At 51.1% G+C, this 26,625-nt stretch carries 26 protein-coding genes; 7 read left to right on the top strand and 19 right to left on the bottom strand.

Features of this window, described 5'->3' with window-relative positions:
* Positions 1-72 precede the first annotated feature (72 nt).
* The 4 genes from FC49_RS00255 to FC49_RS00240 form a co-directional block, all read right to left on the bottom strand.
* Positions 73-1,182, bottom strand: coding sequence for a low temperature requirement protein A (locus FC49_RS00255; RefSeq protein ID WP_056983673.1), 1,110 nt, complete (start codon positions 1,180-1,182; stop codon positions 73-75).
* A 17-nt stretch (positions 1,183-1,199) separates the two neighbouring features.
* Positions 1,200-2,024, bottom strand: coding sequence for a glycosyltransferase family 8 protein (locus FC49_RS00250; protein ID WP_056983671.1), 825 nt, complete (start codon positions 2,022-2,024; stop codon positions 1,200-1,202).
* Between the two features lie 141 nt (positions 2,025-2,165).
* The gene (locus FC49_RS00245) at positions 2,166-2,582 is read right to left on the bottom strand and encodes a cupin domain-containing protein (RefSeq protein ID WP_056983669.1); all 417 of its coding nucleotides are present in this window, start codon (positions 2,580-2,582) and stop codon (positions 2,166-2,168) included.
* A 96-nt stretch (positions 2,583-2,678) separates the two neighbouring features.
* The gene (locus FC49_RS00240; RefSeq protein WP_056983667.1) at positions 2,679-3,152 is read right to left on the bottom strand and encodes a flavodoxin family protein; all 474 of its coding nucleotides are present in this window, start codon (positions 3,150-3,152) and stop codon (positions 2,679-2,681) included.
* A 56-nt stretch (positions 3,153-3,208) separates the two neighbouring features.
* Here FC49_RS00240 and FC49_RS00235 point away from each other — a divergent pair, with 56 nt between their 5' ends.
* On the top strand, positions 3,209-4,111 hold the full coding sequence (locus FC49_RS00235; protein ID WP_056983665.1) for a LysR family transcriptional regulator: 903 nt from the start codon (positions 3,209-3,211) through the stop codon (positions 4,109-4,111).
* Positions 4,112-4,119: 8 nt separating this feature from the next.
* On the opposite strand, the gene FC49_RS00230 is transcribed toward FC49_RS00235, so the two are convergent.
* Positions 4,120-4,656 (bottom strand): GNAT family N-acetyltransferase, encoded by a 537-nt coding sequence (locus FC49_RS00230; protein ID WP_056983662.1) that lies wholly within the window; start codon positions 4,654-4,656, stop codon positions 4,120-4,122.
* A 150-nt stretch (positions 4,657-4,806) separates the two neighbouring features.
* Here FC49_RS00230 and FC49_RS00225 point away from each other — a divergent pair, with 150 nt between their 5' ends.
* The 3 genes from FC49_RS00225 (at position 4,807) to FC49_RS00215 (ending at position 7,045) form a co-directional block, all read left to right on the top strand.
* Positions 4,807-5,658 carry an alpha/beta hydrolase gene (locus FC49_RS00225; RefSeq protein WP_056983661.1) on the top strand — a complete coding sequence of 284 codons (852 nt, stop codon included), beginning with the start codon at positions 4,807-4,809 and terminating at the stop codon, positions 5,656-5,658.
* Positions 5,659-5,670: 12 nt separating this feature from the next.
* The gene (locus FC49_RS00220; RefSeq protein WP_056983659.1) at positions 5,671-6,315 is read left to right on the top strand and encodes an endonuclease III domain-containing protein; all 645 of its coding nucleotides are present in this window, start codon (positions 5,671-5,673) and stop codon (positions 6,313-6,315) included.
* A 73-nt stretch (positions 6,316-6,388) separates the two neighbouring features.
* Positions 6,389-7,045: an HD domain-containing protein gene (locus FC49_RS00215; protein ID WP_191976057.1), complete on the top strand. Its 657-nt coding sequence runs from the start codon at positions 6,389-6,391 to the stop codon at positions 7,043-7,045.
* Positions 7,046-7,098: 53 nt separating this feature from the next.
* Here FC49_RS00215 and FC49_RS00210 read toward each other — a convergent pair whose 3' ends face one another.
* From FC49_RS00210 to FC49_RS00200, 3 genes are read right to left on the bottom strand one after another with little or no spacing between them, the layout of a single operon-like run.
* The gene (locus tag FC49_RS00210) at positions 7,099-7,554 is read right to left on the bottom strand and encodes a DUF441 domain-containing protein (protein ID WP_003714923.1); all 456 of its coding nucleotides are present in this window, start codon (positions 7,552-7,554) and stop codon (positions 7,099-7,101) included.
* A gap of 10 nt (positions 7,555-7,564) precedes the next feature.
* Positions 7,565-8,185, bottom strand: a complete 621-nt coding sequence (locus tag FC49_RS00205) for a hypothetical protein (protein ID WP_056983657.1) — start codon at positions 8,183-8,185, stop codon at positions 7,565-7,567.
* Positions 8,185-9,060 carry a DegV family protein gene (locus FC49_RS00200; protein WP_056983655.1) on the bottom strand — a complete coding sequence of 292 codons (876 nt, stop codon included), beginning with the start codon at positions 9,058-9,060 and terminating at the stop codon, positions 8,185-8,187. Before FC49_RS00200 ends, FC49_RS00205 begins: the two co-directional genes overlap by 1 nt.
* 203 nt (positions 9,061-9,263) lie before the next feature.
* Here FC49_RS00200 and FC49_RS00195 point away from each other — a divergent pair, with 203 nt between their 5' ends.
* Positions 9,264-10,943, top strand: coding sequence for an NFACT RNA binding domain-containing protein (locus FC49_RS00195; RefSeq protein WP_056983653.1), 1,680 nt, complete (start codon positions 9,264-9,266; stop codon positions 10,941-10,943).
* Between the two features lie 370 nt (positions 10,944-11,313).
* Here the strand turns inward: FC49_RS00195 and FC49_RS00190 are convergent, their stop codons facing one another.
* The 6 genes from FC49_RS00190 to FC49_RS00165 form a co-directional block, all read right to left on the bottom strand.
* Positions 11,314-13,086, bottom strand: a complete 1,773-nt coding sequence (locus tag FC49_RS00190) for an oleate hydratase (RefSeq protein WP_056983650.1) — start codon at positions 13,084-13,086, stop codon at positions 11,314-11,316.
* A 250-nt stretch (positions 13,087-13,336) separates the two neighbouring features.
* Positions 13,337-15,835 (bottom strand): carbamoyl phosphate synthase preATP-grasp domain-containing protein, encoded by a 2,499-nt coding sequence (locus tag FC49_RS00185; protein WP_056983648.1) that lies wholly within the window; start codon positions 15,833-15,835, stop codon positions 13,337-13,339.
* Entirely contained in the window at positions 15,835-16,917 is a 1,083-nt protein-coding gene (locus FC49_RS00180) for a carbamoyl phosphate synthase small subunit (RefSeq protein ID WP_056983645.1), read from the bottom strand. Before FC49_RS00180 ends, FC49_RS00185 begins: the two co-directional genes overlap by 1 nt.
* A 71-nt stretch (positions 16,918-16,988) precedes the next feature.
* A complete protein-coding gene (locus FC49_RS00175) occupies positions 16,989-17,903 on the bottom strand; it encodes an RluA family pseudouridine synthase (RefSeq protein WP_056983644.1) in 915 nt (304 codons plus the stop codon).
* Positions 17,904-18,350 (bottom strand): signal peptidase II, encoded by a 447-nt coding sequence (gene lspA, locus FC49_RS00170; RefSeq protein ID WP_003713510.1) that lies wholly within the window; start codon positions 18,348-18,350, stop codon positions 17,904-17,906.
* 2 nt (positions 18,351-18,352) lie between these two features.
* A complete protein-coding gene (locus FC49_RS00165) occupies positions 18,353-18,748 on the bottom strand; it encodes an EbsA family protein (protein WP_003713471.1) in 396 nt (131 codons plus the stop codon).
* Between the two features lie 38 nt (positions 18,749-18,786).
* Here FC49_RS00165 and FC49_RS00160 point away from each other — a divergent pair, with 38 nt between their 5' ends.
* Positions 18,787-19,176, top strand: a complete 390-nt coding sequence (locus FC49_RS00160) for a ribonuclease HI family protein (protein ID WP_003713328.1) — start codon at positions 18,787-18,789, stop codon at positions 19,174-19,176.
* A 94-nt stretch (positions 19,177-19,270) separates the two neighbouring features.
* Positions 19,271-19,639 carry a LapA family protein gene (locus tag FC49_RS00155; protein WP_003713337.1) on the top strand — a complete coding sequence of 123 codons (369 nt, stop codon included), beginning with the start codon at positions 19,271-19,273 and terminating at the stop codon, positions 19,637-19,639.
* 156 nt (positions 19,640-19,795) lie between these two features.
* Here FC49_RS00155 and FC49_RS00150 read toward each other — a convergent pair whose 3' ends face one another.
* The 5 genes from FC49_RS00150 to carA form a co-directional block, all read right to left on the bottom strand.
* Positions 19,796-20,929 (bottom strand): THUMP domain-containing class I SAM-dependent RNA methyltransferase, encoded by a 1,134-nt coding sequence (locus FC49_RS00150; protein ID WP_003713536.1) that lies wholly within the window; start codon positions 20,927-20,929, stop codon positions 19,796-19,798.
* Positions 20,930-20,995: 66 nt separating this feature from the next.
* Positions 20,996-21,814: an aldo/keto reductase gene (locus FC49_RS00145; protein WP_003713410.1), complete on the bottom strand. Its 819-nt coding sequence runs from the start codon at positions 21,812-21,814 to the stop codon at positions 20,996-20,998.
* 15 nt (positions 21,815-21,829) lie between these two features.
* Complete coding sequence (locus tag FC49_RS00140) at positions 21,830-22,198, bottom strand: hypothetical protein (RefSeq protein WP_003713280.1); 369 nt, start codon at positions 22,196-22,198, stop codon at positions 21,830-21,832.
* 162 nt (positions 22,199-22,360) lie between these two features.
* Entirely contained in the window at positions 22,361-25,543 is a 3,183-nt protein-coding gene (gene carB, locus FC49_RS00135) for a carbamoyl-phosphate synthase large subunit (protein ID WP_056983642.1), read from the bottom strand.
* On the bottom strand, positions 25,536-26,624 hold the full coding sequence (gene carA / locus FC49_RS00130) for a glutamine-hydrolyzing carbamoyl-phosphate synthase small subunit (RefSeq protein ID WP_176605828.1): 1,089 nt from the start codon (positions 26,622-26,624) through the stop codon (positions 25,536-25,538). Before carA ends, carB begins: the two co-directional genes overlap by 8 nt.
* Position 26,625: the final 1 nt, after the last annotated feature.

Raw genomic sequence — 26,625 nt, 5'->3', positions numbered from 1 at the left:
GTTTACATTATATCGTCGTTTCCCAATATGTCAATAGAAAACACTAACAAAGAATCAGTAGTTTGCAGCAAACTACTGATTCTGCTTGATTAGGAAGCGGACCAGCATCCCCGCATTAATGACCGTTACGAGTGCCGCAACTAACGTTAACAGAGCAAACTCATGGCTGGTTAATGATACTAAGTAGCCGGCCAGGGTGACGGCAATAAAGGCCCCCTTTACCACCGGGCTTACCCGTAAATGACGCTGGTTATAATAATTTGCAATGTCTAAACCGATATAGAAGAGCAGAATGCCTACATACAGGAAGGTCACCGCAAAGACATGGTTGGCTTCTGGTTCGTGGATAAAACGCAGCGCGACGGTCACCATGCTCAGGCCAAACAGAATGAAGTAGTGCAGATAAATCAGCAGGTTTCCCGTCTCTTTGCACCGGTGCTCATCAATCAGGTGGTCGAATTCAACGATATAGGTAAAGAAGAGCCCTACCACAACGAGAAAGATAAGAATTGACGGCCAGGAGAGCGTTTCTCGGGTAAAGTAATCCGCGATTCCGACGATAGTTTCCCCAAACATCACGATAATCAGGGCCGTCAACCGTTCCAGAATGTGGGAAAAGATAATCGGGTGGTGGCGGGTATACTTACCAGTAAACGCCGGCGCAATCCAGCTAACCACGATTCCAGCCAGGGCAATCGCAATCCCCCAGGTGTTATAGAAGAAACCACCAATCAGCAGGGTGACCGTCCGGAAGCCGAGGATTCCCGTAAACGCCACCGTAATCTTCTTATCCACCTCTTTTTTGGCCTGGAAGTAGGTAATCAAGTATTGCAGGCACAGCGTTAACGACAATAAGCCTGCCGCAATGAAAAAGGTCGCCAGCTTCCGGTCAAAGGTCGCCGTAAAGGCATTCGACATGTACAGCACAATTGCCATGTCGACAAACGAAAAGATAATGTTAGTCCACGATGATTTACCATAGCGGTTAGTAAAAACCATCTGCACCATCCAAGAATTGATAAAGACAATTACGACCAGGAAGAAAATTCCCAGCGTTGTTAGACTAACGACGCCGTGGTGCAGGTGGTGAATCAGGCCCGTGGCCTGGGAAACCATGTAGACAAAGACCAGGTCGTAGAACAATTCAATCAGTGAAACCCGTTTGCTCAAAGTATCTGCCATTAAAAGTCCCTCCCCTATTAACCTAACAAGAACTTCTTAGTCATTTGGAAGTAGTTCTTATATAACGCCGTGAACTTCCCATGGTTGACGTTCTCCAACCATGGTTTCTGTCGCCCGCAATAATGAAGGAGGACGGTATTTTTCATGACCCAATCTAGGGTATCGACTCCCATTGAAATCGTTTCGTAAATTCGCAGGTTGCGAACATCAAAATTATACAGTTCGTCCGGCACGGACTTAATATGGTGGCCGTACAGAGCATTAAGCACGTCCTGGTCCGGCAGCAGGAGGACGTGGCTACGGATGTAGTTAAAAATGTCATCCGGCTGAACATGACTACGGATCTCGTCAAGGTTCATCAGCAGAACGCCCGAATTGTAGTAACCATCCGCATCAAAGTTTTGTAGGCGGATTTTGTTAATAACCTCGGTTGCGTTGGTCAAATTGGTATGGATTGCCGAAGCATAAAGATAGCCAGTCAGGTCGGTGTTATACAGCGACTGCAAGTCATTGATACAGAGGATGTCGGCGTCCAGATAGAGGATGCGGTGCAGGTCCTTCGGTAGGTACAGGTGTGCTAAGAGCCGGTAATAAATGGTTAGCGGATAGCGATCGGTCACCGGGGCATTTTGAAAGGCAGTATCCGGAATCGGTACCTCGTAGTAGTGCATCCCCAGATGCTGACACCCGGCCGCTAATTGGGCCGAATAGTGAAACTGTCCATTAGCAATGACATAGACGTTCACTTCCTCACCAGCAAAGCTCGAATTGAGCTTAATGGAATATAGAGTTGCTAGCAGTTGCTGGTAAAAACGGTCGTCAATTGAAAATAATAAGTTCATGAGTAGCAGAGTCTCCCGTTGCTAATAATTAATTCGATTATCCCGCAAGTGGGGATTCCTTGTCCAGTTTTGAAACGGGGAATGCGTAAAAATTTTCTTTCCGTATATAAATAAAAAAGAGGCCGGAGCCCCTTTAAATTTTTACTTTTCGAGTTGATCGTAATATTCATCGTCAACTTTTTCCAGCCATTCACTAGTTCCCTTGGTAATCGCAATGTGGGAGAACCAGGAGTCCTTAGTGGCACCATGCCAGTGCTTGACACCTTCGTGAATGGCAACCACGTCACCCGGCTTGAGCAGTTGAGCTGGCTTGCCTTCTTCTTGGTACCAACCTTCACCGGCAGTTACCAAAAGGATTTGGAATCCATCGTGGTGGATGTGCCAGTCGTTCCGGCAACCGGGTTCAAAGTTAACGTTAGAAACATTCACGTCAATGTTGTCGTCAGGTGCCACCAGCCCATTTAAATAACTGTCACCGATAAAGTACTTAGCAAAGGCAACGTTCTTTTCACCAAAGCCAAACAGGTCCTTCTTTACTGCTTCTTCATTTTTTGCCATTATAATCACTCCTTGAATTTCATTACCGTTAGTCTAAACCGGAGTCACGGCAATGTGAAATGCTTATTTCAATTACCTTTACATGCAAAAAGTGAATTATAGTTTCCGCAGCCAGGACATCAGACTTGCCTGGTCATACCGCGGCCGCCCGTGGGTCAAGATGTGATAGCCGGGAAGGACCCGCAGCTTTCCGGCATGGGCAGTGAAGTCCTGCTGATAATTCCCCGTCGCGGACCAACCCGTGCTAAACGGGGCGACCTTGCCTTCGAAGCCCTGCAACCGTTCCAGTAGCGCCATAATTGGCGACGAGAGCTGCCCATCCCATACCGGACCGCCCACTAGAATCACATCGTAGTAATTAAAATCCGGCCAGTGGTTTACAAGTTTAGGCAGCTGTCCCCGTTGTCGCTGCCGTTTGTACACCCGGTCAGTGTCTTCCATATCCGCGGGAAAATCAAGTGCGGTTTGGACACGAAGAATATCAGCTCCGGTCAATTGACGAATCTGACCTGCCAGCCGGGCAGTACTGCCAAATTGAGAATAATAAAGAATCAACGCTTCTTGCGCCATGTCGGACACTCCTTAATGCTATAATAATCATATTAACTTTACTTGGAGGAAGACAGATGGATACGCGGGTCTTAAAATACTTTTTAACCGTCGCTCATACCAATAATATCACGAAAGCGGCGGAGCAATTGCACATTACCCAACCAACCTTGTCCCGGCAAATTATGGACCTGGAGCATGAACTGGATGTGCCGCTCTTTGACCGTAGCCAGCGGCGCCTTCAACTCACCAAGGCCGGAGTGCTGTTTCAGCAACGCGCTACCACCATGCTCCAGTTATTAGATCAGACCAAAGACGACCTCCACCAGCACGAAAAGGAGCTGGTGGGGACGGTTAACCTGGGCTGCGCTGTTTCCGCCGCTTCAATCGCTTTGATGAAACTCGTTGACCGGTTTCAAGCAACTCACCCGGCAGTCCGCTTTAACATCTTTGACGGGGACGGCGACATTTTACGCCGGCAAATTGATGAAGGAACTGCCGATCTGGCTTGCCTGCTAGAACCGGTTGAGGCAGCCAAGTACAACTACTTGGTAATGCCCCAAAAAGAACATTGGGGTGTGATCATGCGCGCCGATGATCCGCTTGCTAAGCGGGAGCACATCACTAAGGAAGACCTCTATAAACTGCCCCTAATCCTCCCCCGCCGGAACATCATCCGTGATGAAGTCAGCGACGTCCTTCAACTGGATCAGACCAAGCTAAATATCATGGCTAGCAACAACTTGCCCAATAATGCCCTTGAACTTATCCGGACCGGTCACTACTATGCTGTCGCCATCAAGGGTGTAACTGACATCTTAAAAGATCCTGACGTTCGGTTCATCCCCTTCTCTCCCGCCAAGGAAACCGGCCATGTAATGGTCTGGCGGAAAAACAATGTCCTCGCCCCCGCTGCCGAAAAGTTCCTCCAGTACGTAGTGGACGAAAGCAATAAAAAAGCCCCCACTGAGGAGGACTAATCAAATCTTTACTTATCTTCTTCTGAATGGGTCAGCTGTGCGTAAACGTACAACACTTCATCTGGCCGGTAGTAGCCGTACACCTCGCCGACCTTCTTAAAGCCGTGCTTGGTAATCAAGTGCTGCATAATTTTGTTGTCGATATGGGTATCAATCCGAATCGTCTCAATGTCCGTCCGGTGTTCCTTAATATAATCAAGGACCGCAACGAACAGCTTTGATGCGTATCCGTGGCCGGCGTGGCTGGAGTGAATAGCGATCCGGTGAAGAACAACGTACTTATCGGTATCGATCAGCCAGTTTCCCTTCATGGTATCGTATGAATGATCTGGACCATCAACGATTGCGATAGTACCAACAGTCATGCCATCCGCGGATTCAGCGAGATACGCCCAACCATTCTTAATGTCATTTTTAACAACATCTGGATTAGGGTAATCACCCTGCCATTGGTCAATCCCTTGTTCTGCCAGTTGGTTGCTGCCATCACGCAGGATCGTCATAATTTGGTCGTAATCTTCCATCGTGGCCTTTTTAAGTTTCATCGTTATCCTTCCCCTCTGATTTTGATTGTTAATCGTTTTTCACAGAATCAACGTAAAAAACTTTACCACACTCTTTTATTTTTGCCAACTAAAAATAAAGAGCCGGTTTGCTTAGAAATTTTTTAGCTATCAATGCTATGATAGCACTAAATGATTAAAGAAGGTTTTAATTTGTCTAAGATCAAAAATTTATTTCTCTGTCTCCTCGCCGGCAGCATTGCACTTATTCTAACCGGACAACCCGTCAAGGCCAGCCAACAGTACGTTCACTCCCCTACCCCAACGCTCTTTTTTCACGGCTATAACAGCGGGGCCCATGCCGAGCAGTACATGATCAACGGCATTAAAAAGGCCGGTGTCAGCAAGACGGTCATTACCGCTGAAGTAGCGGCCAACGGCAAGGTCACACTCCAGGGCCGAATCCCCGATGGCGCTACTAACCCGCTGGTAATGGTCAACTTTGTTAATAGCCGCAATACCGATTACCCCCTGCAGGGACAGTGGGTTAAAAACGTCATCGTCAAGCTGCAGGAGCAGTACCATTTTAAAAAGATCAATATTGAGGCCCATTCGATGGGCAACATGGCCGTAATGTACTACCTGCTGGCTAACGCTCAGAATAAAAAGCTTCCCCAGGTACAAAAACAGGTTGCGATGGCCGGAACCTTTGATGGTGCGATTGGCTGGAATGAGCCGGAAAACCTGACCGTCGACAAGAAAACTGGCAAACCCTCGGCCGAAAATGACGCCTTCAAAAAACTCCTGCCGCTCCGCCAGACCTACCCCCGCCAAGTCAAGGTCCTCAACATTTACGGTGATATTGGCGGTGGCAACGATAGCCAGGTCAGCAACCGCTCTTGTCAGACCCTCCGCTACCTGATTAACGGCCGGGCCAAATCATACCGGGAGGTTAAGGTTACCGGGAAGAATGCCTCCCACGAGCTGTTGCACCACAACCCAGCAGTTAATAAACTGCTCATCCAGTTTTTCTGGGCAAAATAAGGAGTCACTAGAATGGAACTGACCTTAGAACAACTCTACCAAAAAATGCGGCAGGAAATGGGACCGTCAGGCTGGTGGCCCGCCGACTCTAAAGCCGAAATCATTATTGGCGCCATCATGATTCAAAATACCAACTGGCAAAATGCTGCCCGGGCCGTCGCAAATTTTCGCCAGGCGAGTGAATTTCTCCCGGCAAGAATCCATCAGCTGCCACTTGAGCAAATTCAGGACTTAACGCGCCCAGCCGGTTTTTACCGCAACAAGTCCCGGGCAGTGCAAGCGGTCTTTGCTTGGCTCAGCCAGTACGGTTTCGATTACCAGCGGGTCGTGGCCGAGAACGGTGACCAGCTGCGTGATCAGCTCTTGGCATTGCATGGGATCGGTGAGGAAACCGCCGACGTCCTGCTGACCTTTGTCTTTGGTATCCCGACCTTTGTCAGCGATAAGTACGCACGAACCCTTTTTACCCACCTGGGAATTACGGGTCTGACCGACTACCGTTCGCTCGCAAAGCGTTGTCGGCTAAGCGCCTACTTCGACCTGGCCCGGGCCCAAGACTTCCACGGCTTGATTGACGAATTCGGCAAGCAGTACCTCCGCAGTCCTGGTCGTTTCCAAGACAGCTTTCTCGCTGGTGACCGGTTGGTGTTAGGGTAACCATGACTGCTTGCACCACCAGCAAAAATTAGGTACCCTTAGAATATTAGTTAAAAAGGAGCAAGAGACGGGAATGAATCACGAACAACAGATTGCTGCTGTAAAGCGCTATACGGTTGAGAAACTGGGTGAGGATAGCACGGGCCACGGGATGGACCATATCAATCGGGTCGTTAAGATGGCCAAAAAGATTGCGATTGGGGAAGGTGTGGACCCCTTCGTTCCGGTTGCCGCGGCCTATCTTCACGACACGATCGACGAGAAGCTGGTTGCCAACGTTGACGAGGCAAAGGAAGAACTCTGGACCTACCTCGAACAACACGACTTTGATGATGCCGACATTATCACTATCATGGACGTGATTGCCAACATTTCTTTTGCCCACACCCTTGATGACCAGCCGATTCACCTGACCAAGATTGGGGAAATCGTCCGTGACGCTGACTGGTTAGACGCGATTGGGGCCATTGGGATCATCCGGGCCATTTATTACGGCGGTGCCCACCACGAAAAGATCTATGATCCACTGGTTAAGCCGCGGGAGAATATGACCCACGAAGAATACCGCAACTTAGAAGACGAAACGATTATCAACCATTTCCATGAAAAAATTCTGAAACTTGCTGACATGATGCAGACGGCAACTGCCAAGCAAATTGCCCGTCACCGCCAGCAGGTTTTGGAAAACTTCCTGGATGAATTTTACAGTGAATGGGACAACGAGTGCTAGCAAAAAGGAGCATGACAGAAGTAACTTGAACACCTCTGTCATGCTCTTTTTTGTTAAAAGTGTAAATTAAGCAGGGTCACGATACAATAGGTCATTCCACTTGCGATGACCGGCCCCGCGGCCACACCCTTGAAAACTACCACACCAATGATCGTTCCGAGGACCAGAGCAACGGTCACCTGGGGAACGGCGGCCAGCTGATTGACCCCGTACTTAGATAAAATGGCTACGGCAATCCCGGCCGCAATCGCAATCCAGCCTGCCGGCGTCCGAAAGGCCTTCCACAGGTCATTAAAGGTAATTTGTCCCGTCGCAATCGGGATCAAGATGGCAACGGAAATCACCGTTACTCCCCAATTGATCCCCTTATTCTGGATAATCGGTAGCCACTTGGTCGTCATCGGCAGGAGTTTAAGCACCATCACAACGATACTGGCGATAATCAATGAGGTATTTTTGCCAAAAACCGCAATTGCCAGTACCAGCGCTAAAAACAACCAACTTTCCATTGTTACGTCCTCACTTCTGCTTATGTTTATCTTTGTTACTAAGGTCAATTTCCACCGAGCCCTGTGGCGAATTTTCGGAATCGCCTTCCTGCTCTTCCGGCGGCAGGACCTGTCGGCCAAGCCAGCGCCAGAACATTGCCAGGGGGCCCACCAAAACGGCATACAGGAGCGCCGTTAGTACACTGGGAAGCAGGGCCAGGCGGATAAAAATCAACCAGCCTGCACCCGTCAGTGCCCCAACCAGAGCCGCTTGAACCAGATTAAGGATAAATTCACTGATACCAGCGACAATCCCCAACCAAATCAGCTGTTGCTGGGTTACCCGTTGACCAAGGGGAATGCGCCAGCCAATCAGCCAACCGACAAGAAGGGCCAGCACAAGGAAATTAAGGACGAGGGGCCAATCCGCGCTCGCCAGTAAAAGCAGTCCCAGGCCACCAACCAGTGCGGTGGCAACGCCGCTGACAGTTCCCAGGCCAATTGTCATCGACACTGCTACCAGGCCAGCAAGCGGCGCAACCAGGACGGCGGTCGGCGCGCTAATCCGCCAACTGTTGACACCCAGCAATAACATTAATACAACCGCGAGAATGATAATTCCCGCGGTTTTTAGCTGTTTCTTCATCTTCATTAGAGCGGCTTCTTTGACGTGTCTTGCAGCCATGCTAACGCCAAAGCTCCTTGTCCCAGGTGGGTCCCGATAACCGGACCAAAGTAGCCCAGGCTAAAGTCAATTTCAGGGTGATCCGCCTGGAGCTTATCCAGCCACTTTTGCCCCGCCTCTTCCGCGTTGGCATGGATAACCATTCCACGAACCGGGTAGTCGACGTCAGCAATCTTGTCATTAAAAATCTCCTCACAACGGAGCTTAGCCTTCTTCATCGACCGCACCTTTTCAAAGGCTTCGATTGAGTGGTTAGGGTTGTCGAATGACAGGAGCGGCTTAATCTTTAGAATCGAGCCAACAAAGGCCGAAGCATTCGATAGCCGACCACCGCGCACCAGGTTTTGCAAGTCATCAACCACGAAGAGGTCACCAACCGTATCACTCAACGTGCGGAGCCGGCTGGTAATTTCGTCAGGATTATCGTATTCTTTAACCAGCTTTGCCGCTTCTAAGACGATGTAGTGCATCGGCTCCGAGGTGATATGACAGTCAAATGGGATTACCTTAATCGTATCGGCCATTTCTTCTGCAATCTGAGCAACGTTGTTCAAGAAACCAGAAATTGAGCCTGTCAAAAAGATGCTGATGGCGGTATCGTAGCCGTCTGCGGCTAGTTGCTGGTACAATTCCATCATTTCACCAATTGATGGTTGAGACGTGCTGGGGAATGAACTAGATGATTTCAGCATTTGGTAGAAGTCATCGGTTGAAATGTCGACCCCTTCACGGAAATTTTGCCCATCGATTGAGAATGGAATGGGCACTACGTGAATATTATTCTTCGCCGCCTCTTCAGGAGTGATGTTGGCGGTGCTGTCAGTCACAACAGCGATTTTCATCTTCTCTTCCTCCAAGTCGTTATAAACTTTGAATAATTGCAAAAATTAAATATCAATAATATAAGAAGCATACCACATGAACGCCGATAAACCAAACAATTCTTCTAGCTGATAAACCTTCTAGCTTGTGTCTTTTTTGCGAAAAACGTTATAATAATAACCGCATTTAACTTGTTCGAATAAAACAAAAAGGAGTAATCACCATGTCCTTTGACGGCTTTTTCACCCATGCCATCGTGCATGAATTAAATTCTACCTTGAAGACGGGCCGCGTCGCCCGGATCAGTCAACCCTACCCGGCCGAACTGATCATCACAATTCGCGCCCAGCGTCATAACTACGCCCTTTTGCTTTCGGCCAACCCAACCTATCCCCGGGTCCAGATTACCGAAGTGCCCTTCACCAATCCCGCTGTCCCAACCAACTTTACCATGACCATGCGGAAGTACCTTGACGGGGCAATCCTAGAAGGAATTGACCAGGTGGGCAACGACCGAATCATCCGGTTGACTTTTAACACCCGGGATGAACTCGGCGACAGCCAGCGCCTGGTTCTAGTCAGTGAAATCATGGCCCGTCACAGTAACATCTCACTGGTTAATGAAAAAACGGGCAAAATTATTGACACCATTAAGCACGTGGGTTCCGACCAAAACAGGGTCCGTCTCCTCCTCCCAGGAGCGACCTTTGTGATGCCGCCGAAGCAGGATAAGGCTAACCCTTACCTGCCGAACCAAATTTATAGCGACCTTGTTCGCCAATATCCGGATCCTCAAGAACTAGCCAAACAACTGCAAGCCCGCTACGAGGGGCTAGGCCGTGATACTGCCCGTGACCTTGCAGACCGACTGATTGCCAGTGACCACCTACCGACAACTTACCAGCAGTTCATCCATCACTTTGACCAGCCCGAGCCCGTGATTATTGACGGCCGGAAGAAGGATTTCATGGCTTTCCCACCGTTAAATGCGGCGGCAGATGAGCTCCAGTCTTTTGCTACCCTCTCTGCCTTGCTTGATAATTATTACCAGCAAAAGGCCCAACAGGACCGTTCTAAGGAACTGGCTGGACAAGTCATCAAGGTGATTAAAAACGAGTTGAAAAAGGACCGGCGGAAGGTCAAGAAGTTAAATAAAGAACTTGACGATGCTAGCAAGGCCGATCAGTACCGGATTAGGGGCGAAATTCTGACCACCTATCTGGGCAAACTAAAGCCGGGGATGGATTCAATTACCCTGCCTAACTTCTACGATGACAACAAGCCGCTAAAAATTAGTCTGTCACCTGAGCTGTCCCCGTCGCGAAACGCCCAAAAATATTTCACGAAATATGACAAGCTCAAGGCATCAGTCGCCCACGTTAATGAACAGCTCAAACTGGCTAATGCTGAAATCGACTACTTTGAAAATATTCAAAACCAAATTGAACTCGCCTCCCCGGCAGATATTCAGGAAATCCGCCTGGAATTGCAAGAAGAGGGTTACATTAAGCGAAAGCACAAGGGTAAAAAGCAACGCAAGGTTCGTGCTAGCAAGCCAGAGCAGTTCCACACCAGTGACGGCACTACCGTCCTGGTTGGAAAAAACAACCTGCAAAACGACCGCTTGAGTTTTAAGACTGCCAACAAGAACGAAATCTGGCTCCATGTCAAGGATATTCCGGGGTCCCACGTGGTCATTCGGGATACTAACCCGAGTGACGAGACGATTTTAGAAGCGGCCCAGCTCGCCGCCTACTTCTCTAAGGGACGGGATTCGGATAACGTCCCAGTCGACTACCTTCCCGTCAAGCGACTACGGAAACCCAATGGTGCTAAGCCCGGTTTCGTTACTTTCACGGGCCAGAAGACATTGCGGGTTACACCGAAGAAACTGAATAATTAGAATTCAACCAGTGAGCAATTATTTGTTTGCTGGTTTTTATTTTAGTTTTTTTGTTTTAATTTTAGTTAAAGTAAATAATATCTTCTAAGCCGACTCCATTATAAAAAGGCACCAGCCGGTGAACATTCCGGCTGGTGCCTGTCCTCATCATCAGCTGAGCTAGGAGTAAACCCGCTTAACCACTAACAATAAGGCTGTTTCTAGTACAAATGACGAAATCAACAGTAAACTTTCCATCGCAATCGCGCGCTCCTTTAACTTAATTACTATTTCAGTAACCGCTTTCAGCTTCTAGTATAGCACTTCCCCACAAAATGCGCGGACCAAACAGGCCCCTGAAACTATTTTCCGTTCCAAGGGCCTTGTTTAATTATAGTAAGTGCTGGTCTTCCATCAATTCGCCAATCCATTTTTTCTTGATTTTATTCAATAGCGGCTTTTTGATCATCTTTGGAATTGGTAAGTCAATGTCTTCAAGGGGCTTCTTATCGTTCATGTAGTACATTGCCCGCATTAGCTCACGGATATCGTAAATGGAGTTGAAGACTTCGGGTACTCCCCGGTCAACATTTAAGAGCGAGTATACGGCTTCCATTGCCGTCCGGACAGAGTATTCGGTTGTAAAGACCGTATCACGGGTCGGCGATTCGGCGAAGTTGCCGATAAAGGCAAGGTTGGCAGAACCTTCAGGAACGACCGCGGGACGGTCACCCTTAACCCGGGGCATGAAGTAGCTGGTAACAAATGGCATGTAAACCGGAACGGTATTAATTGACTCTTCCTTTGCCAGGTCATCAATTAACGCTTCCGGTACACCAAGGTGGTAGAGCCATTCCTTAGTAATTTCTTCCCCGGTGCAGTCAACAATCCGCTTTTTAATGTAGTTCCCCTCGGTATCTGAGTATAGGCCGTAAATCCAGACAATCGTTTCGTTTTCCTTTTGGCTCTTAAAGTGAGGTTGCCGGTGAATTGTCCAGCTCATCATCCAATTAGAGTCCGTTACCGTAATTATTCCACCGGTATTAACCTTTCCATCGTGGAGGTCCCGTTTGGTGAGCCGTTCAATGTAGGGTTCGACTTGAGGGTTCTTCACGGTTGCGGTGGCGGAAATAAACCAGCTGCGGTTGGGGATATTCTTGCAGAAAACATCGGGGTGACCAAATGCCGGTGACTGCTTTGCAATGTTTTCCCATAGCTTCCAGCTACCACCGAGGGCCCGCGTAGGTTGCGCAACTTGACGGTGACTGCCATAATTAGAACTTTCCGTAATTGACCCATTAGTAACAAAGACAAGGTCGTCATCAGTGAGCGCGATCGTTTTATCTGCGCCCCTTTGCTTTAGAACAATCTTCCGAGCGTGTTTCTCCCCATTTTTGGTGTCGACAAGGACATTTTGAACTTGGCTATCATATTCAAAGTTGACGTCGTGATCTTTAAGGTAAGCAAGGAGCGGCTTCGTCATTGATTCGTATTGGTTATACTTATTAAACTTGAGGGCGGTGAAATCAGGCAAGCCATCGATATGGTGGATAAAGCGCATCGCGTACCGGCGCATCTCCGCCAATGAGTGCCACTTTTCAAAGGCAAACATGGTTGACCAGTAAATCCAGAAGTTGCTTTCAAAGAATTCGTCAGAGAAGTAGTCGCCAATTGTCTGGTTCCCCAGCTGATCTTCGGGAGTAAGGATTAACTTCATGAGCTCCTTGGTAGACTTGCCAAGAAGGTACTTCCCGTCCGTTGGCACCTCATTTCCCCGCTTGTAGGTTAACCGGCAGTTGGAACTATTTGGATCATCCTTATCCAACCAGTAGTATTCGTCGAGGTAGGATGCGCCTGGCACTTCCAGTGAAGGAATTGACCGGTACATGTCCCACATACATTCAAAATGGTTTTCCATTTCACGCCCGCCGCGGGTTACAAAGCCAACGTCTGGGCGGTCTTGACCATCCAATGAACCCCCGGCAACCGGGAGCTCTTCGAAGATGTGAATGTTTTTTCCCGGCATCTGGGCATCCCGAATCAAAAAGACGGCTGCGGATAACCCGGCAAGACCGGCGCCAACGATATAGGCATGCTTGTTATCTACGCCAGCTGGTTTACGTGGTCGAGCAAAGGCTTCGTAGTTTCCGTTAGAATAATACATAAGAATGTCTCCTTCCTGTAACAAGCACCAACTCTTATACTATATATTATAGCGCTTTCATCGCGCTCTTTCCCAGAAAATAAAATCGCTGAATGCTGACTGGGTGACGTAGTCTTTTAGCCCTAGTAGTACAAAAAAGGTCCCCAGTACCTGGCAAGGCCAAGCACTGAAGACCTGATTATAGAAATAACGGCGCGGTGACGGGAAAGCCGGCAGAACTCATACTTAGTGCCTGCCTTGTACTGCGCTCTTACTTTAGGAAGTGGAGCTGGGCTCCAATAACTTTGTTTGCCGTCGGTACACCATCGGCCACGTGCAGGGCCTTAAAAGGAAAGCTCGGCTGGTACAGTGCAGTGCCCATCGTCGCTTCCCGCTTCAGAAAGGCGTTGATTTGTTCATCATTCACCTGTCCAGTCACAATCCGGGTAAAAATACCCGTTAAATCCAGCTGGAGCGCTTTGGAAAGAAAGGCCAACTCCGGAAGCGGCATCTCCTGGATTCCACGTTTAACGTAATTACCTCCTGGCTCTTGTTCAAAAAGCACCTGGTACAGTCCCGGATGGTCCTCCTCTAGCACGTTGGCAAGTCCCTGTTCGGTCAACTGCTGATTAAGTGAACCATCGACTTCCGCCGGGTATTGGACCACAGTCGGTCCCAATTCGGGATGAGCAGCGTGGATATTGCTGGTCGAGCCCAGCGGATAAGCATACTTGCCATCATAGAGAAAATTGGTGGCCAAAAGACGCTGGTCAGCACAGGTCAGCTGGGAGCGGCTGGTATCTGGAATCACGACCACCCGACCGCTGATTTCACTCTTCGCCAACGCGTTTAAGAGTTCGGTATAGCTAGCCGGGACAAAGAGGAAACGGGGCTGTTCAATGCGAACGATTTGAAGAATGTTTTCCGCGGTTGCCGGCTCCAGGTAGCGTTTATCGGCCAATGAATAGCTGAGGTTAACTGAACTGGGGTTGGAATTAACGACAATCGTGTGAAAGCCATCCGCATGTAGCTGCCGCATCATCATCGCCACGAAGTAGTCCCCGGCATTGCTCAAACCCAGCCGCAAGCCGCCGGTGCCAACAACCAGCGCACTAGGTTGCGCAGTCTTTCGAACCTCGTTTTCATCTTCAAAGGCAGCGTAAAAGCTATGCGTGTGCTGAGTAAATTCGCCCCCCGACGGCTCAATTTCTTTGTACTTAGCCATCAGCTGGTGGTCTTCCGCCATTTGGTAAACCTGCCCAGGGGTTGTCTCCCAGAGGTGGGCAATCAGCTGGTTGCTCAGGCCATAATACTTCGCCTCCGCCAGCATTGGCTCCTTCTGACGGTGTTCAATCACGTCTTCAATCAGCAGCCGCATCCGGTTAATCTGGTCAAAGTAAAAGGGATCAATCTTGGTCATTTCGGTTAGTTCCTCAACCGAATAGCCCCGGCGCATTGCCTCAATCAGGGTAAACAGCCGCCCTGCTTCAGGGTGAACTAACTTAACTACCAGCTCATCATCAGATAGCTTTTCCTGTTCATGCAGACGGGCGTCAGTCGACTTGCGGTAGGTCGCCTCAATGGCCTTAAAGACCGCCTCAATCGGACTCCGCCCTACACCAAAGGCCGTTCCTACCGACTTCTTTTCGGTCGCCAGTTGACGGTCGGCTTCGGGAAGTTCATGAAAGCCCCACAGGGGAACCCGGGCGGCAATATGGTCCATCGTTGGTTCTACGAGTGCCGCATGGTGAATGTAATCCGTCCCGAGGTCAATATCCCGTAGTAGTTTCCCAGCATACAGCTGCACGCAGACCTTCGCAATCGGGTAGCCGGTCGACTGGGCAACGAAGGAGGTCATCCGGTCAAAGTACGGACTGTTCTTAATAACGTAAAAACGGTCGTTAGCGGGATTTAGGGCAAACTGGACGTGGTTAACCCCAACGATCCGCAGTTTCCGGGTAATTGCAAAGGCGGTATCACGCATATCTTGAATTTGCCGGTCGAGCAGCGTTTGTGGCGGGTTAAAAGCAATCGAGTCCCCGGCGTGAATCCCAATCGGGTCCATGTCCTCAACCATTGCCAGCATCATCATCGTCCCAGACTGGTCGCGTTGAACCATGACCTCAATTTCCTTATACCCGGCCAGGCTTTGCTGGACCAGGACCTGCTCAGCCCGCGACTGTTTTAGACACCTTTGCACGGCCGTCACTAGTTCCCGCCGATCATGAACAATTCGCCTGGTACTGCTGCTCTTCGGCAGGACAGACCGGATGATGACTGGGTAGCCAAGGCGGTTAGCTTCCTGCAGGGCGTCCTGGTAATTATTGACGGTTGCGATTGACTTCATCGGGGCGTCCATTGAATGGAGGGTCCGGCTGAGCAAGACCGGATTATTGATTTGGTGAATCGTCGCCTCTGGAATTCCGAGCAGCCGAATCCCCTTTTCCCGCAGAACCCCCTTGTCCATCAGCTTTTGGGTCAGCTCAAACGCCCGCCGGTTACCCAGGGTTGGCAAAATTGCATGGGGCTTGTAGCGGTTGATAACCGCCATTAGGTTATCAACGGTTAGGGCTTCGACACACGAATGGTCAATGACGTCATGGCTTTCAAGGCTTACCGAAAAGGGATTATCATCGATAAAGATTGTGTGAATTCCCAGTTTCTTAAACTCGGTCGCTACCTGAAAGGTGGCCGCGTCGACCTCATCCCCATGCTGGATATCGTTAGCCCCCGCACCGATAATTAAGACTGAGTGCACATCACTTTCCATCAGCGCTGGGCCTCCTTTCGGTTCATTACGTCAATAAATTCGTCAAACAGTGCGTTGGTCTCATCAGGACCCGGTGCCCCATCTGGGAAGAACTGGACGGAAAAGGCCGGATATTCCCGGTGCCGCAAGCCCTGAATGCTATTGTCCAACATATCGATATAAGTGACGAAGAGCTTGGTCCGGTCAACGGTCGTCGGATCAACCTGGAAGCCCCCGCCCTGGGTCGCGTAAACGATGTGGTCAGTGATCACTTCCCGGAGCGGGTGGTTCATCCCATGATGCTCGACCGGCTGACGGTTAACCTGCGCACCGTTCGCCATTGCAAACAGTTCGTGCCCCAGACCAATAGCAAATAGCGGCACCCGTTCCTCAACTTCCCGAATCGTTTGCAGGATGGAACTATTAAGGCGGTTCGGGTCCCCCGGCCCGGTTGACAGGACGACCCCGTCTGGATCTAAGCGAAGAATTTCGTCGGTCGTCGCCGTGTACGGTAATACGGTAACGTTACACTTGCGACGGCTCAGTTGGCGCAGGACACCGTTCTTGAGTCCAAAGTCGACCACGACGACGCTCTTCCCCACTCCCGGATTTGGGTAGGGCTTGGGCGTTGCTACCTGGGCGACCTGCTGACTGGTGAGCACGGTCGCGTGCAGCTGGTCAAAGGCGTGATCATCTGGCACGGGGACAATGCTCCCCTTGAGCGGTTTGCCCGCCGCCCGGAGCTTATGGACGATTGCCCGGGTATCAATATTGGTGATTCCCGGGATATTCATCTGCTTCAGATACTGATCCAGGGTCAGACGGCGCACGTTATTAGTAGCCACATTGGAAAGGGAGCGGACAACGACCCCCTTAATCGTTGGCACAATTGTTTCATAAATATTCCGTTGAATCCCGGTACTGCCAATATTCGGCTGGGTAAACACCAGCAGCTGGTTATTGTAAATCTGGTTAGTAATAATTTCCTGGTAACCGGTCATGCTGGTGTTAAAAACTACCTCGCCAAACGTGACCGCTGGAGCCCCAAAGCCTTCGCCGGCAAAAACCGTGCCATCTTCAAAAATCAGGTAACGTGCTGCCATTGAATGTCCCTCCCTGTCATTGCTTGCTCATTAATTCACTCATATTATTATAAACGAATTTTCGCCGACTGTTAATTAGAATCCGTTTTTTTCAGCTTGTCTAGCATCTGCTGGAAATATTCCGGCAACGGTGCCGTAAAGACCAGATCTTTCCCGGTTCGTGGGTGTTTAAACCCGAGGAGCCGTGCGTGCAGGTACTGTCCCCGGCCAGGCAAGGTCTTCCGTGGTCCGTACAGGGGGTCACCGGCCAGCGGGTGTCCGATTGACTTCATATGAACCCGGATTTGGTGGGTTCGGCCAGTTTCAAGACGGCAGGAAACCAGGGTGTAGTGACGGAAGCGGCGAAGAACCTTGAAATGGGTGACTGCGTGTCGCCCGTCACTCACAACCGCCTGTTTCTTGCGGTCCTTTTTTGAGCGACCGATGGGGGCGTCGATTGTCCCCGCATCCTGCTTAATGACCCCGTGGACCAGGGCCACATATTCCCGCTGGTTGGTTTTAGCCTTCAGCTGAGCCGCTAGCGAGCGGTGAGCCAAGTCATTTTTGGCAACCATCAGCAGGCCCGAGGTATCCTTATCGATCCGGTGAACGATTCCGGGACGAAATTCACCATTAATAGTTGAAAGCGGGCTATGATATAGCAAGGCATTAACCAGGGTATGATCCGGGTGCCCGGGGGCCGGATGGACGACCATCCCCTGGGGCTTATTCACGACGATGACATCATCATCTTCATACACAATGTCAAGGGGTATCTTTTCCGGTGTCAGGTCAACTTTCTGGGGTGCCTCGGGTTCAATTACGACCTGGTCCCCGACCGCCAGTTTATACTTAGGCTTGACCGGTTGACCATTAACGCGGACGTTTCCGTCCACAATCCACTTTTGCAGGTGGGAACGGGAAAATTGATTAAACTGGTGAGCGAGGACCTTATCAATCCGCCTCGTCAGCGTATCATCTACTGTTAGTTTGAGTGTATCTGCCATCTAATCTTCCTCCCGCACGACGATTACCAATAACCAGAGAACCCCGACCGTCAAACAGCAGTCAGCAAGGTTAAAGACCGGGAAGTTAATAAATAGCAGCTCAAACATATCGACCACGTAGCCATTTTGCAGGCGGTCGATGAAGTTGCCGATCGTTCCGGCAATAATCAGACACAGGGGCGCCAGTAAGCGTGGCTGCCGGCGCCACCGCCAGGCAAAGAATAGTTCTGCCAATAGTGCAACCACGGTGATGACCGTAAAAAGCCACTGCTGCCCTGCCAAAATGCTCCAGGCAGCCCCATCATTATGCAGGTTGGTTAACGCAACAAGGTTACCAAGAAATGGCTGACTGGCACCCAGGGCAATGTGAGCAACCACCCAGTGCTTAACCAGCTGGTCAGCAACTATCAGGATAACCGTTAGCAGCAAAGCTCCGAGTACTGGCACGACTAATTCTCCCTTTCCTGTTGTTTGATAAGTGCCTGCAAGCGGCGCACCGCTTTATTACTGAAGGTAAAATTCAAGACCTCCCCATTAACTGTCATTGTGACGGTATGTTTAGTAAAATGGGGTTGGCGAATATCAGCCAGGGGAATTACCAGGTAGTCCCGTTGTAAGAGCCGGCTAAAAGTCAGCTTGGTCGGGGTGACCAAGACGGTGCGCCGTTTGATTTCCAAGAAGGTTAAAATTGCAAAGAGGGCAAACAGGATGGCCGTCAGCCACTGAAAGTGAGTAATTTCCAACCAGATCACCAGACCGGCGACGAAAATCAAGAAGGTCCATGACCAGCTGATAATGGCTCCGGTCAAATCAGGCTGATAGAAATAGCGGGTTTCTTCTTCCATTATGTAATCAAGTTCCTTTCAATCTGAGGTGATTTTGAATGATCAAACTATATACTGACGCGGCAACCAAAGGCAATCCGGGGCCGACGGGTCTGGGGGCCCTAGTGCTCGCCGACCACCAGCAATTTCAGCTAACGTCAACGGTTGCCAACTGTGACAACCACCAGGGAGAATTCGCGGCAGCCGAATTTGGCTTCCACTACCTCCTCCAGCACTTTCCTACCGCGCAAACAATCCTATTTTACACTGACAGCCGCCTGCTGAGTGACGCCATCGGTAAAAATTATACAAAACATTACCAAGCTGAGCTGGACCGGCTGAATGCCCTGCTCAACCGCTTTCCCACCGTGGTGACCCAGTGGATTCCGGACGCCCAAAATCAGGGTGCCCATCACTTAGCAAACCAGGCTCTGCAATCAGTAGAATGAACTCCTCCAGTATAACAAAAAGCTGTGCTGGTGTCCCTAGTAGTTCCTTGGCGATGCTCCTATAATAGATATACGTAATAAGGAGGAATTTTAAATGAAAAAACAATCTACGACGATTATCTCAATTATCCTATTAATCATTATCGCTATCCTTGCCGTTGCTAATACGGCGCCCGTTGAGGTCAACCTGCTCTTCACCCGCTTCCAGAGCCCGTTGATTCTGCTGATCCTCGGTTGCTTCCTAATAGGGGCACTGATTATCTACCTCTTCTCGTTCTCTAACCACCTGAAACAGGGGAAGGAACTCAAAACACTCCGGGCCAGCAAAGCCGATCCGCAGAAAGTTGCTAAGCTGGAAAAACAAGTTCAAGAACTGTTGAAAGAAAACGCCGCCCTCAAGTCCGCCAATGCCAACTTGAACAAGGACCAGCAAAAAAACGCTGCCGATAATTCAGCAAAGTAAGCTAAGTGCCCCCATCTGCCCTTCACAGCCGGTGCGGGTCCTTGCCGTTTCACCCTTATATCCTTCACGTCCCTGTCGACGCGCAGCTAGTCTTTAGAAAGCACAAAGAGGGCTTCAGAGTTCGGTTTTGCCGAGCACTGAAGCCCCTTTGCTATATTAACGTTTCTTTTTGCCCCAGTATTGGAAAAGATCAGTCCGCAGGGCACCATTGTATAACTTCCGCCGCTTGGTAGCCGGCGCACCATAGTACTTTTCAAACTCCAGGTCGGCGGTCAGGATGTACTTGCTCCAGGTCGGCATTGGCCGGTAGATGTCCCCCATCTGCCGGTACAGCTCGTGGACTGCCTCGTGATCGGAAAGCCGCTCCCCGTACGGCGGGTTGGCAACGATCACCCCGTTAATCTTATCGGTATGCCAGTCCTTGACCGCCAGTTGCTTGAAAGTAATGTCATGGGTCAAGCCAGCGGCCCGGCAGTTTTCCTGGGCGATGTCAATCATGTTCTGGTCAATATCGTATCCGTGGATATCCAGTTCAACGTCGTAATCAGCCTGAGCATCAGCCTCATCGCGGACCTCGTCACTAAGTCCCGCCGGCGTCAAGTTTGTCCACTGCTCACAGGCAAAGCTTCGGTTAATTCCCGGAGCAATGTTGTGGCCAATCAAGGCCGCCTCTATCGGGATCGTCCCCGAACCACAAACAGGATCGACAAACGGGTTATCGGTAAACCAGTGGGCCAAAAGCACCAGGGCTGCAGCCATGTTTTCCTTTAATGGCGCGCCCCCCTTATTCCGCCGGTAGCCCCGTTTAAACAGGCTATCCCCCGTAGTATCCAGAGTCAGCATGACCTGGTCCTTGTTAATCGCTACTTCCAGCGGGTACAGGGCACCGGTTTCCGGCAGGCGGGTCCGCCGGTGGTAAACTTCGCTTAGCCGCTGGACAATCGCCTTTTTGACGATGGCTTGAACACTCGGCACGTTATGCAGCTGAGAGTGGTGACTCCGTCCTTCCACCGGAAATTCAGCGTCTACCGGCAGGAAACTTTCCCAGGGTAACGCCTTAGTCTGTTCAAACAGCTCATCGAAGGTGCGGGCCGTAAACTCACCCACAATAATTTTGACCCGGTCAGCTGTCCGCAGCCAGAGGTTCGTAGTCAGGATATCCTTCATGTCACCCTGGTAGCGCACCCGGCCATTCTCCACCTGGGTGTCATACCCCAGTCGACGGAGCTCCTTGCCGACCAGGGCCTCAATTCCCGCTGCTGCAGTTGCCATTAATTGATATTTTTGCAAAAGTATCTGCTCCTCTTCGTCGAAACTTCTGTTACCATTCTACCCGATTTCCGGCGAAAGCCAAAGCTAATATTGGTCCTCCTGCATGGCGGCCGGCCAGCCGTCAATTGACTGCCGGCTATCAAGGCTTTCCAATACCCGGACATCTGCCGGATCAATGGCAAAGTCATCAATATTAAAGTTATCAACCATGTGCTGGGGATTCAGTGTCTTCGGGATAACAACGATTCCCTCCTGAACCAAGAAGCGCAGGGTAACCTGGGCCGGCGTCTTGTGGTAACGGTCGGCCAGCTTAACTAGGGTTGGGTTATCCAAGAAGCCCCGCTGCCCCTCACCCAGTGGCGCGTACGATTCGTGGATCATTCCCCGACTGGTCAGATAGGCGTGCATCCGTTTTTGCTGCCAGTTGAGGTGGGTCTCGATCTGGTCGAGGGCCGGCATGACCGTGGCTCCGTCAATAATTGACTGTACCTGCTCAGCATTGAAGTTGCTCAATCCCAAGGCGCGCACCTTACCATCCCGGTAGGCGTCCTCAAGGGCCCGGTAGGTCTCGGCATCGTTCCCGGTCGGCCAGTGAATGATGACCAGGTCAAAGTAGTCATGGTTGAAGCGGCGCAGGGATTCATCAAGGCCCTGCTTGGTTGCCGCGTAGCCGCTGGTCTGCACCTTCGTCGTCACAAAGACCTGGTCCCGTGGCAAGCCGCTCTCGGTCAGCGCCTCACCAACTTCGGCCTCATTGCCATAGTATTGAGCTGTGTCGATCAGCCGGTAGCCCGTGCGCAATGCTCGTAAAACATTCTTAGTCGTTACCGTCGGGGCGGTCTGGTAAGTCCCATAGCCCACCATCGGCATGAAAATGCCATTGTTTAATTCTACTGTTTCCATTTTATGACCTCCAATTTATTCCCAATACTCTTCATACTTACGGGAGGCAGCGGTGCTAGCATCAGCCGAAGCTGGCGTTGGTTGCTGCTTCGTGGTGTCTACGTTCGGGACTGGCTCAGCAGCAATTTCATACGCTAGCCGGTCGTCACCGCGATAGTCGATCGTCACCTGCTTGCCAGAGAAAAACCATTCCTCAGCAAACTCGACGTAAAAGTCCACGCCACCCTGACTAACAGTGGCCACTGCTTGATCAGGCTGTTTAGCCTGGTAATTAATCCGCACTTGATTACCCTGTTTCTCCGCCCAGACAGCCACCTGGCTGCCCCTGGCGATTCCCCTTTGTTGGAGCCAGTCACTGGCCCGTTCAGTCACCACTAATTTCATCCCGTCCACTTCCTTTCATTATAAAAATAACATAATTTAAAAAAGAGGGTACAAAAAAGGGCCTAAACTCAGCCAAAAAAGTCGAGTTTAGGCCCTTGTCATTTGACATGTAACCGAGCTAGGCTTGCTTTTTATTAAGGCTCCCATTCCCGGTCCATTTTTTTACAAGGCGGTCGTTGAGAAGGAACGGTTCTCAAGCGCCCGTAGCAGGGCATCAACCGTATCTAACGCTGTCAGCAGCGGGATGTTGTGTTCGATTGCCGTCTGCCGGATGATAAAGCCGTCCGAGTTCTTCGCATAATCATGGCCCATCGTGTTGATAACCAGGTCGACCCGGTTATCCTTGAGCTTGTTGATGATGTTAACATCCCCATCATCCTCGCCAATCTTGCCGACCGTTTCGACGTGGAGGCCGTTTTCCTTCAGGAAGTCCGCGGTCCCCTTCGTTGCGAGAAGCCGGTAACCAATCAGGGCAAAGCGCTTCGCCAGTGGCAAAATCGTCTCCTTATCGTTATCTTCAATTGTCAGCAGGACGCTCCCGTTATCCGGCAGCTGCATCTTAGCCCCAGCAAAGGCCTTGTAGAGTGCCTTTGCGAAGGTCTGGTCGCTGCCCATTACCTCCCCCGTCGACTTCATCTCGGGGCCGAGGTAGGCATCAACGTCATCCAGCTTGTTGAAACTGAAGACCGGTGCCTTGACGTGAATCGTCTTGCTCTCTGGATAGAGGCCATCATGGTAGCCCTGGTCCGCCAAACTTTCCCCAAGGATTACCCGGGTTGCTACCTGGGCCATCTCAATTCCGGTAATCTTGCTCAGGAACGGCACCGTCCGGCTTGCCCGCGGGTTGACTTCCAAGACATAGGCCTCATGGTCGTGAATGATGAACTGGATATTCATAATTCCCCGGCACTTGAGGGCAATCGCCAGCTTCTTGGTGGCATCGACAATCTGCTGCTTGATGTCATCGTCAAAACTCTGTGGTGGGTAAACCGCCATTGAGTCTCCCGAGTGAACCCCCGCGTGTTCAATGTGCTCCATAATTCCTGGCAGGAGCACGTCCTGACCGTCACAGATGGCATCGACTTCACACTCCCGTCCTTCTAGGTAGGCATCAATCAGGATCGGGTGGTCGCTCGCCACGTCGGCGTTTTCCTTGAGGTATTGGCGGAGTTCATCTTCGTTATAAACGATTTCCATCGCCTTTCCCCCGAGGACGTAGCTCGGCCGAACTAACACTGGATAGCCAATTTGTTTAGCGGCGTCGATAACCCCCTGGTGGGTCGTGGCGGTCAGACCAACCGGTTGCTTTAAGTCAAGCTGCTTGATAATCTCATCGAAAATCCGCCGGTCCTCAGCAGCGTCAAGGTCCTTGACACTGGTCCCCAGGATCCGGACACCGTTTTTCTCCAAGCTGGCCGCCAGGTTGATTGCCGTCTGACCACCGAACTGAACGATGACCCCTTCCGGCTGTTCAAGGTCGACCACATTCATAACGTCTTCAAGTGTCAGTGGTTCAAAGTAGAGCTTATCCGAAATGGAAAAGTCAGTTGAGACCGTTTCGGGATTCGAATTCATGACGATAGCTTCGTAGCCCAGTGCCTGCAAGGCCTTAACACAGTGAACGGTGGCGTAGTCAAATTCGACCCCCTGTCCAATCCGAATCGGGCCAGACCCGATGACCAGGACTGACTTCTTATCCGTCCGCTGGCTTTCGTTTTCCCGGTCGTAGGTACTGTAAAAGTATGGGGTTGCCGACTCAAACTCGGCGGCACAGGTATCAACCATCTTGTAGACCGGCACAATCCCGTTAGCCTTGCGCAAGTCCCGCACTGCCGCCGGAGTCGTTTCCCAAAGCCGGGCAATTGTTGGGTCACTAAAGCCGTACTTTTTGGCCTGTCGCAGGGTGGCGACATCGTTTGGCTGGTCCTTGATTGCCTGCTCCAGTTCAACCAGGTGGGCCACGATATCAAGAAAGTAGTCGTTAATCTTAGTCAGCTCGTGCACGTCGTCAATACTGTAACCGCGGCGGAAGGCTTCGGCAATGTAGAAGAGACGATCATCCTCCGCATGAACCAGCTTGTCCTCCAAGGCGGTATCGGTCGCCGCATGGGCCGGCGCAGAGTACAGGTCCTTTTCGTCAATTTCCAAGGAGCGAACGGCCTTTTGGAGGGCTTCCTCGGCGGTCCGACCAATTGCCATGACCTCCCCGGTCGCTTTCATTTGACTGCCCAGTCGGCGGTCGGCCCGGGTGAACTTGTCAAACGGCCAGCGGGGAATCTTGCAGACTACGTAGTCGAGGGCCGGCTCAAATTCGGCGTAGGTCGTGCCGGTAACCGGGTTCTTGATTTCATCCAGCGTCAGGCCAACCGCAATCTTTGCCGCCATCTTAGCAATTGGGTAGCCCGTAGCCTTGGAGGCTAGGGCCGATGACCGGGAGACCCGGGGGTTGACTTCGATCACGTCGTAGTGGTAGCTGTTGGGGTCAAGGGCCAGTTGAACGTTACAGCCCCCCTCAATCTTCAGGGCGCGAATCAGCTTGAGGGCACAGTCCCGCAGCATCTGGTAATCACGGTCGGAGAGGGTCTGGCTCGGTGCAAAGACAATCGAATCCCCGGTGTGGATGCCGACCGGGTCGAAGTTTTCCATGCAGCAGACTACCATCGCGTTGTCAGCGGCGTCCCGCATTACTTCAAACTCGACTTCCTTGTAACCGGCGATTGACTTTTCAATCAAACACTGGGTTGCTGGCGATAAGTCCAACCCGTTGGCCGAAATCGTCCGCAATTCCTCATCACTGTGGCACATTCCACCACCGGTGCCACCCATGGTAAAGGCAGGCCGGACAATGACCGGGTAACCGATCTGGTGAGCAAACGCCAGCGCTTCGTCAACCGTTTCAACCGTTTGGGAAGCCGGAACCGGTTCGCCAAGACGCTGCATCAGTTCCTTAAACTTTTCCCGGTCTTCGGCCTCATCGATTGAGGCCAGCTTGGTCCCCAGCAGTTGGATGCCGAGTTCATCCAACAGGCCGGTCTTTGACAAGGCTACCGCCAGGTTTAAGCCAATCTGCCCACCTAGGGTCGGCAGGATGGCATCCGGGTACTCCTTGCGAATGATCCGGGAAACGGACTCGACCGTCAGCGGTTCGATGTAAACGTGATCGGCAATTTCATTGTCGGTCATGATCGTTGCCGGGTTGGAGTTCACCAGGACGGTCTCATAACCTTCTTCCCGCAAGGCCAGGCACGCCTGAGTTCCTGAATAATCAAACTCTGCGGCCTGTCCAATGATAATCGGGCCAGAACCAATCACTAAAATTTTATGAATATCCGTGCGTTTAGGCATTCGTCCGTTCACTCCTTTGCTGGTCTACCATGCTAATGAAATCGTCAAATAGGCTATCGGCGTCGTGAGGACCGGGAGCCGCGTCCGGGTGGAACTGGACGGAGAAGGCTGGATACTGCTTGTGGCGCAGGCCCTCAACCGTCCCATCATTGACCTCCATGTGGGTAACCAGCAGCTTTTTCGCGTCCACCGAAGCTGGGTCCACGGCATAACCATGGTTTTGGGAGGTAAAGTCGATTTCGCCAGTGGCAATGTTGCGAACCGGGTGGTTGAAGCCCCGGTGGCCGAACTTCATCTTGTAAGTCTTAGCACCGTTCGCCAGTGCGAAAACCTGGTGCCCCATGCAGATGCCAAACAGCGGCAGGTGCTTTTCCACCTCAGCCACCATCTTGGCCGCCGCTTGCATTTCTTCTGGGTCACCGGGCCCGTTGCTCAGCAAAATGCCGTCCGGCTTGAGGTTGAGAATTTCTTCGGCCGTCGCGGTATATGGCAGGACGATCACGTTGCATTCCCGTTCTGCTAGTTCCCGGAGGATACTGTGCTTGATTCCGAAGTCGATGACGACGATGTTGCGCTTCGTTCCCGGGTTCGGGTACGGCGACTTGGTCGAAACTTGGCTGATGATGTTAGCCGTTGGTGCCGCTGTCTGGAGTTTTTTAACGATGTCTTCCAGATTGGCCACACTGTCAACAATGGCACCGCGCAGGGTCCCGTGATGGCGGAGCTTCCGCACTAGTTCCCGGGTGTCAATCCCCTGGATACCCGGAATGCTGCGGTGGCTGAGGAAGTGCGGTAAAGTATCCTGCATCCGCCAGTTGCTTGGCCGCCGAGCAACCTGGTGGCAGATCACACCTTTAATTTGCGGTTCCAGGGATTCATAATCATCGAGGTTAACCCCGTAGTTGCCAATCAGCGGGTTGGTAAACACCAGGATCTGGTTGGCATAGGACTGATCCGTGATCGCCTCTTGGTAACCCGTCATCCCCGTGGTGAAGACCACCTCACCGAGGGTTGACCGGTCAGCGCCAAAGGCTTCCCCGGCGTAAACACTGCCGTCTTCTAATACTAGGTAGCGTTCCATC

It is taken from the genome of Limosilactobacillus oris DSM 4864, from assembly GCF_001434465.1.
Lineage (GTDB): Bacteria > Bacillota > Bacilli > Lactobacillales > Lactobacillaceae > Limosilactobacillus > Limosilactobacillus oris.
Note: the sequence above shows the minus strand (reverse complement) of the source record. Positions and strands in the feature narration are given on the sequence as shown.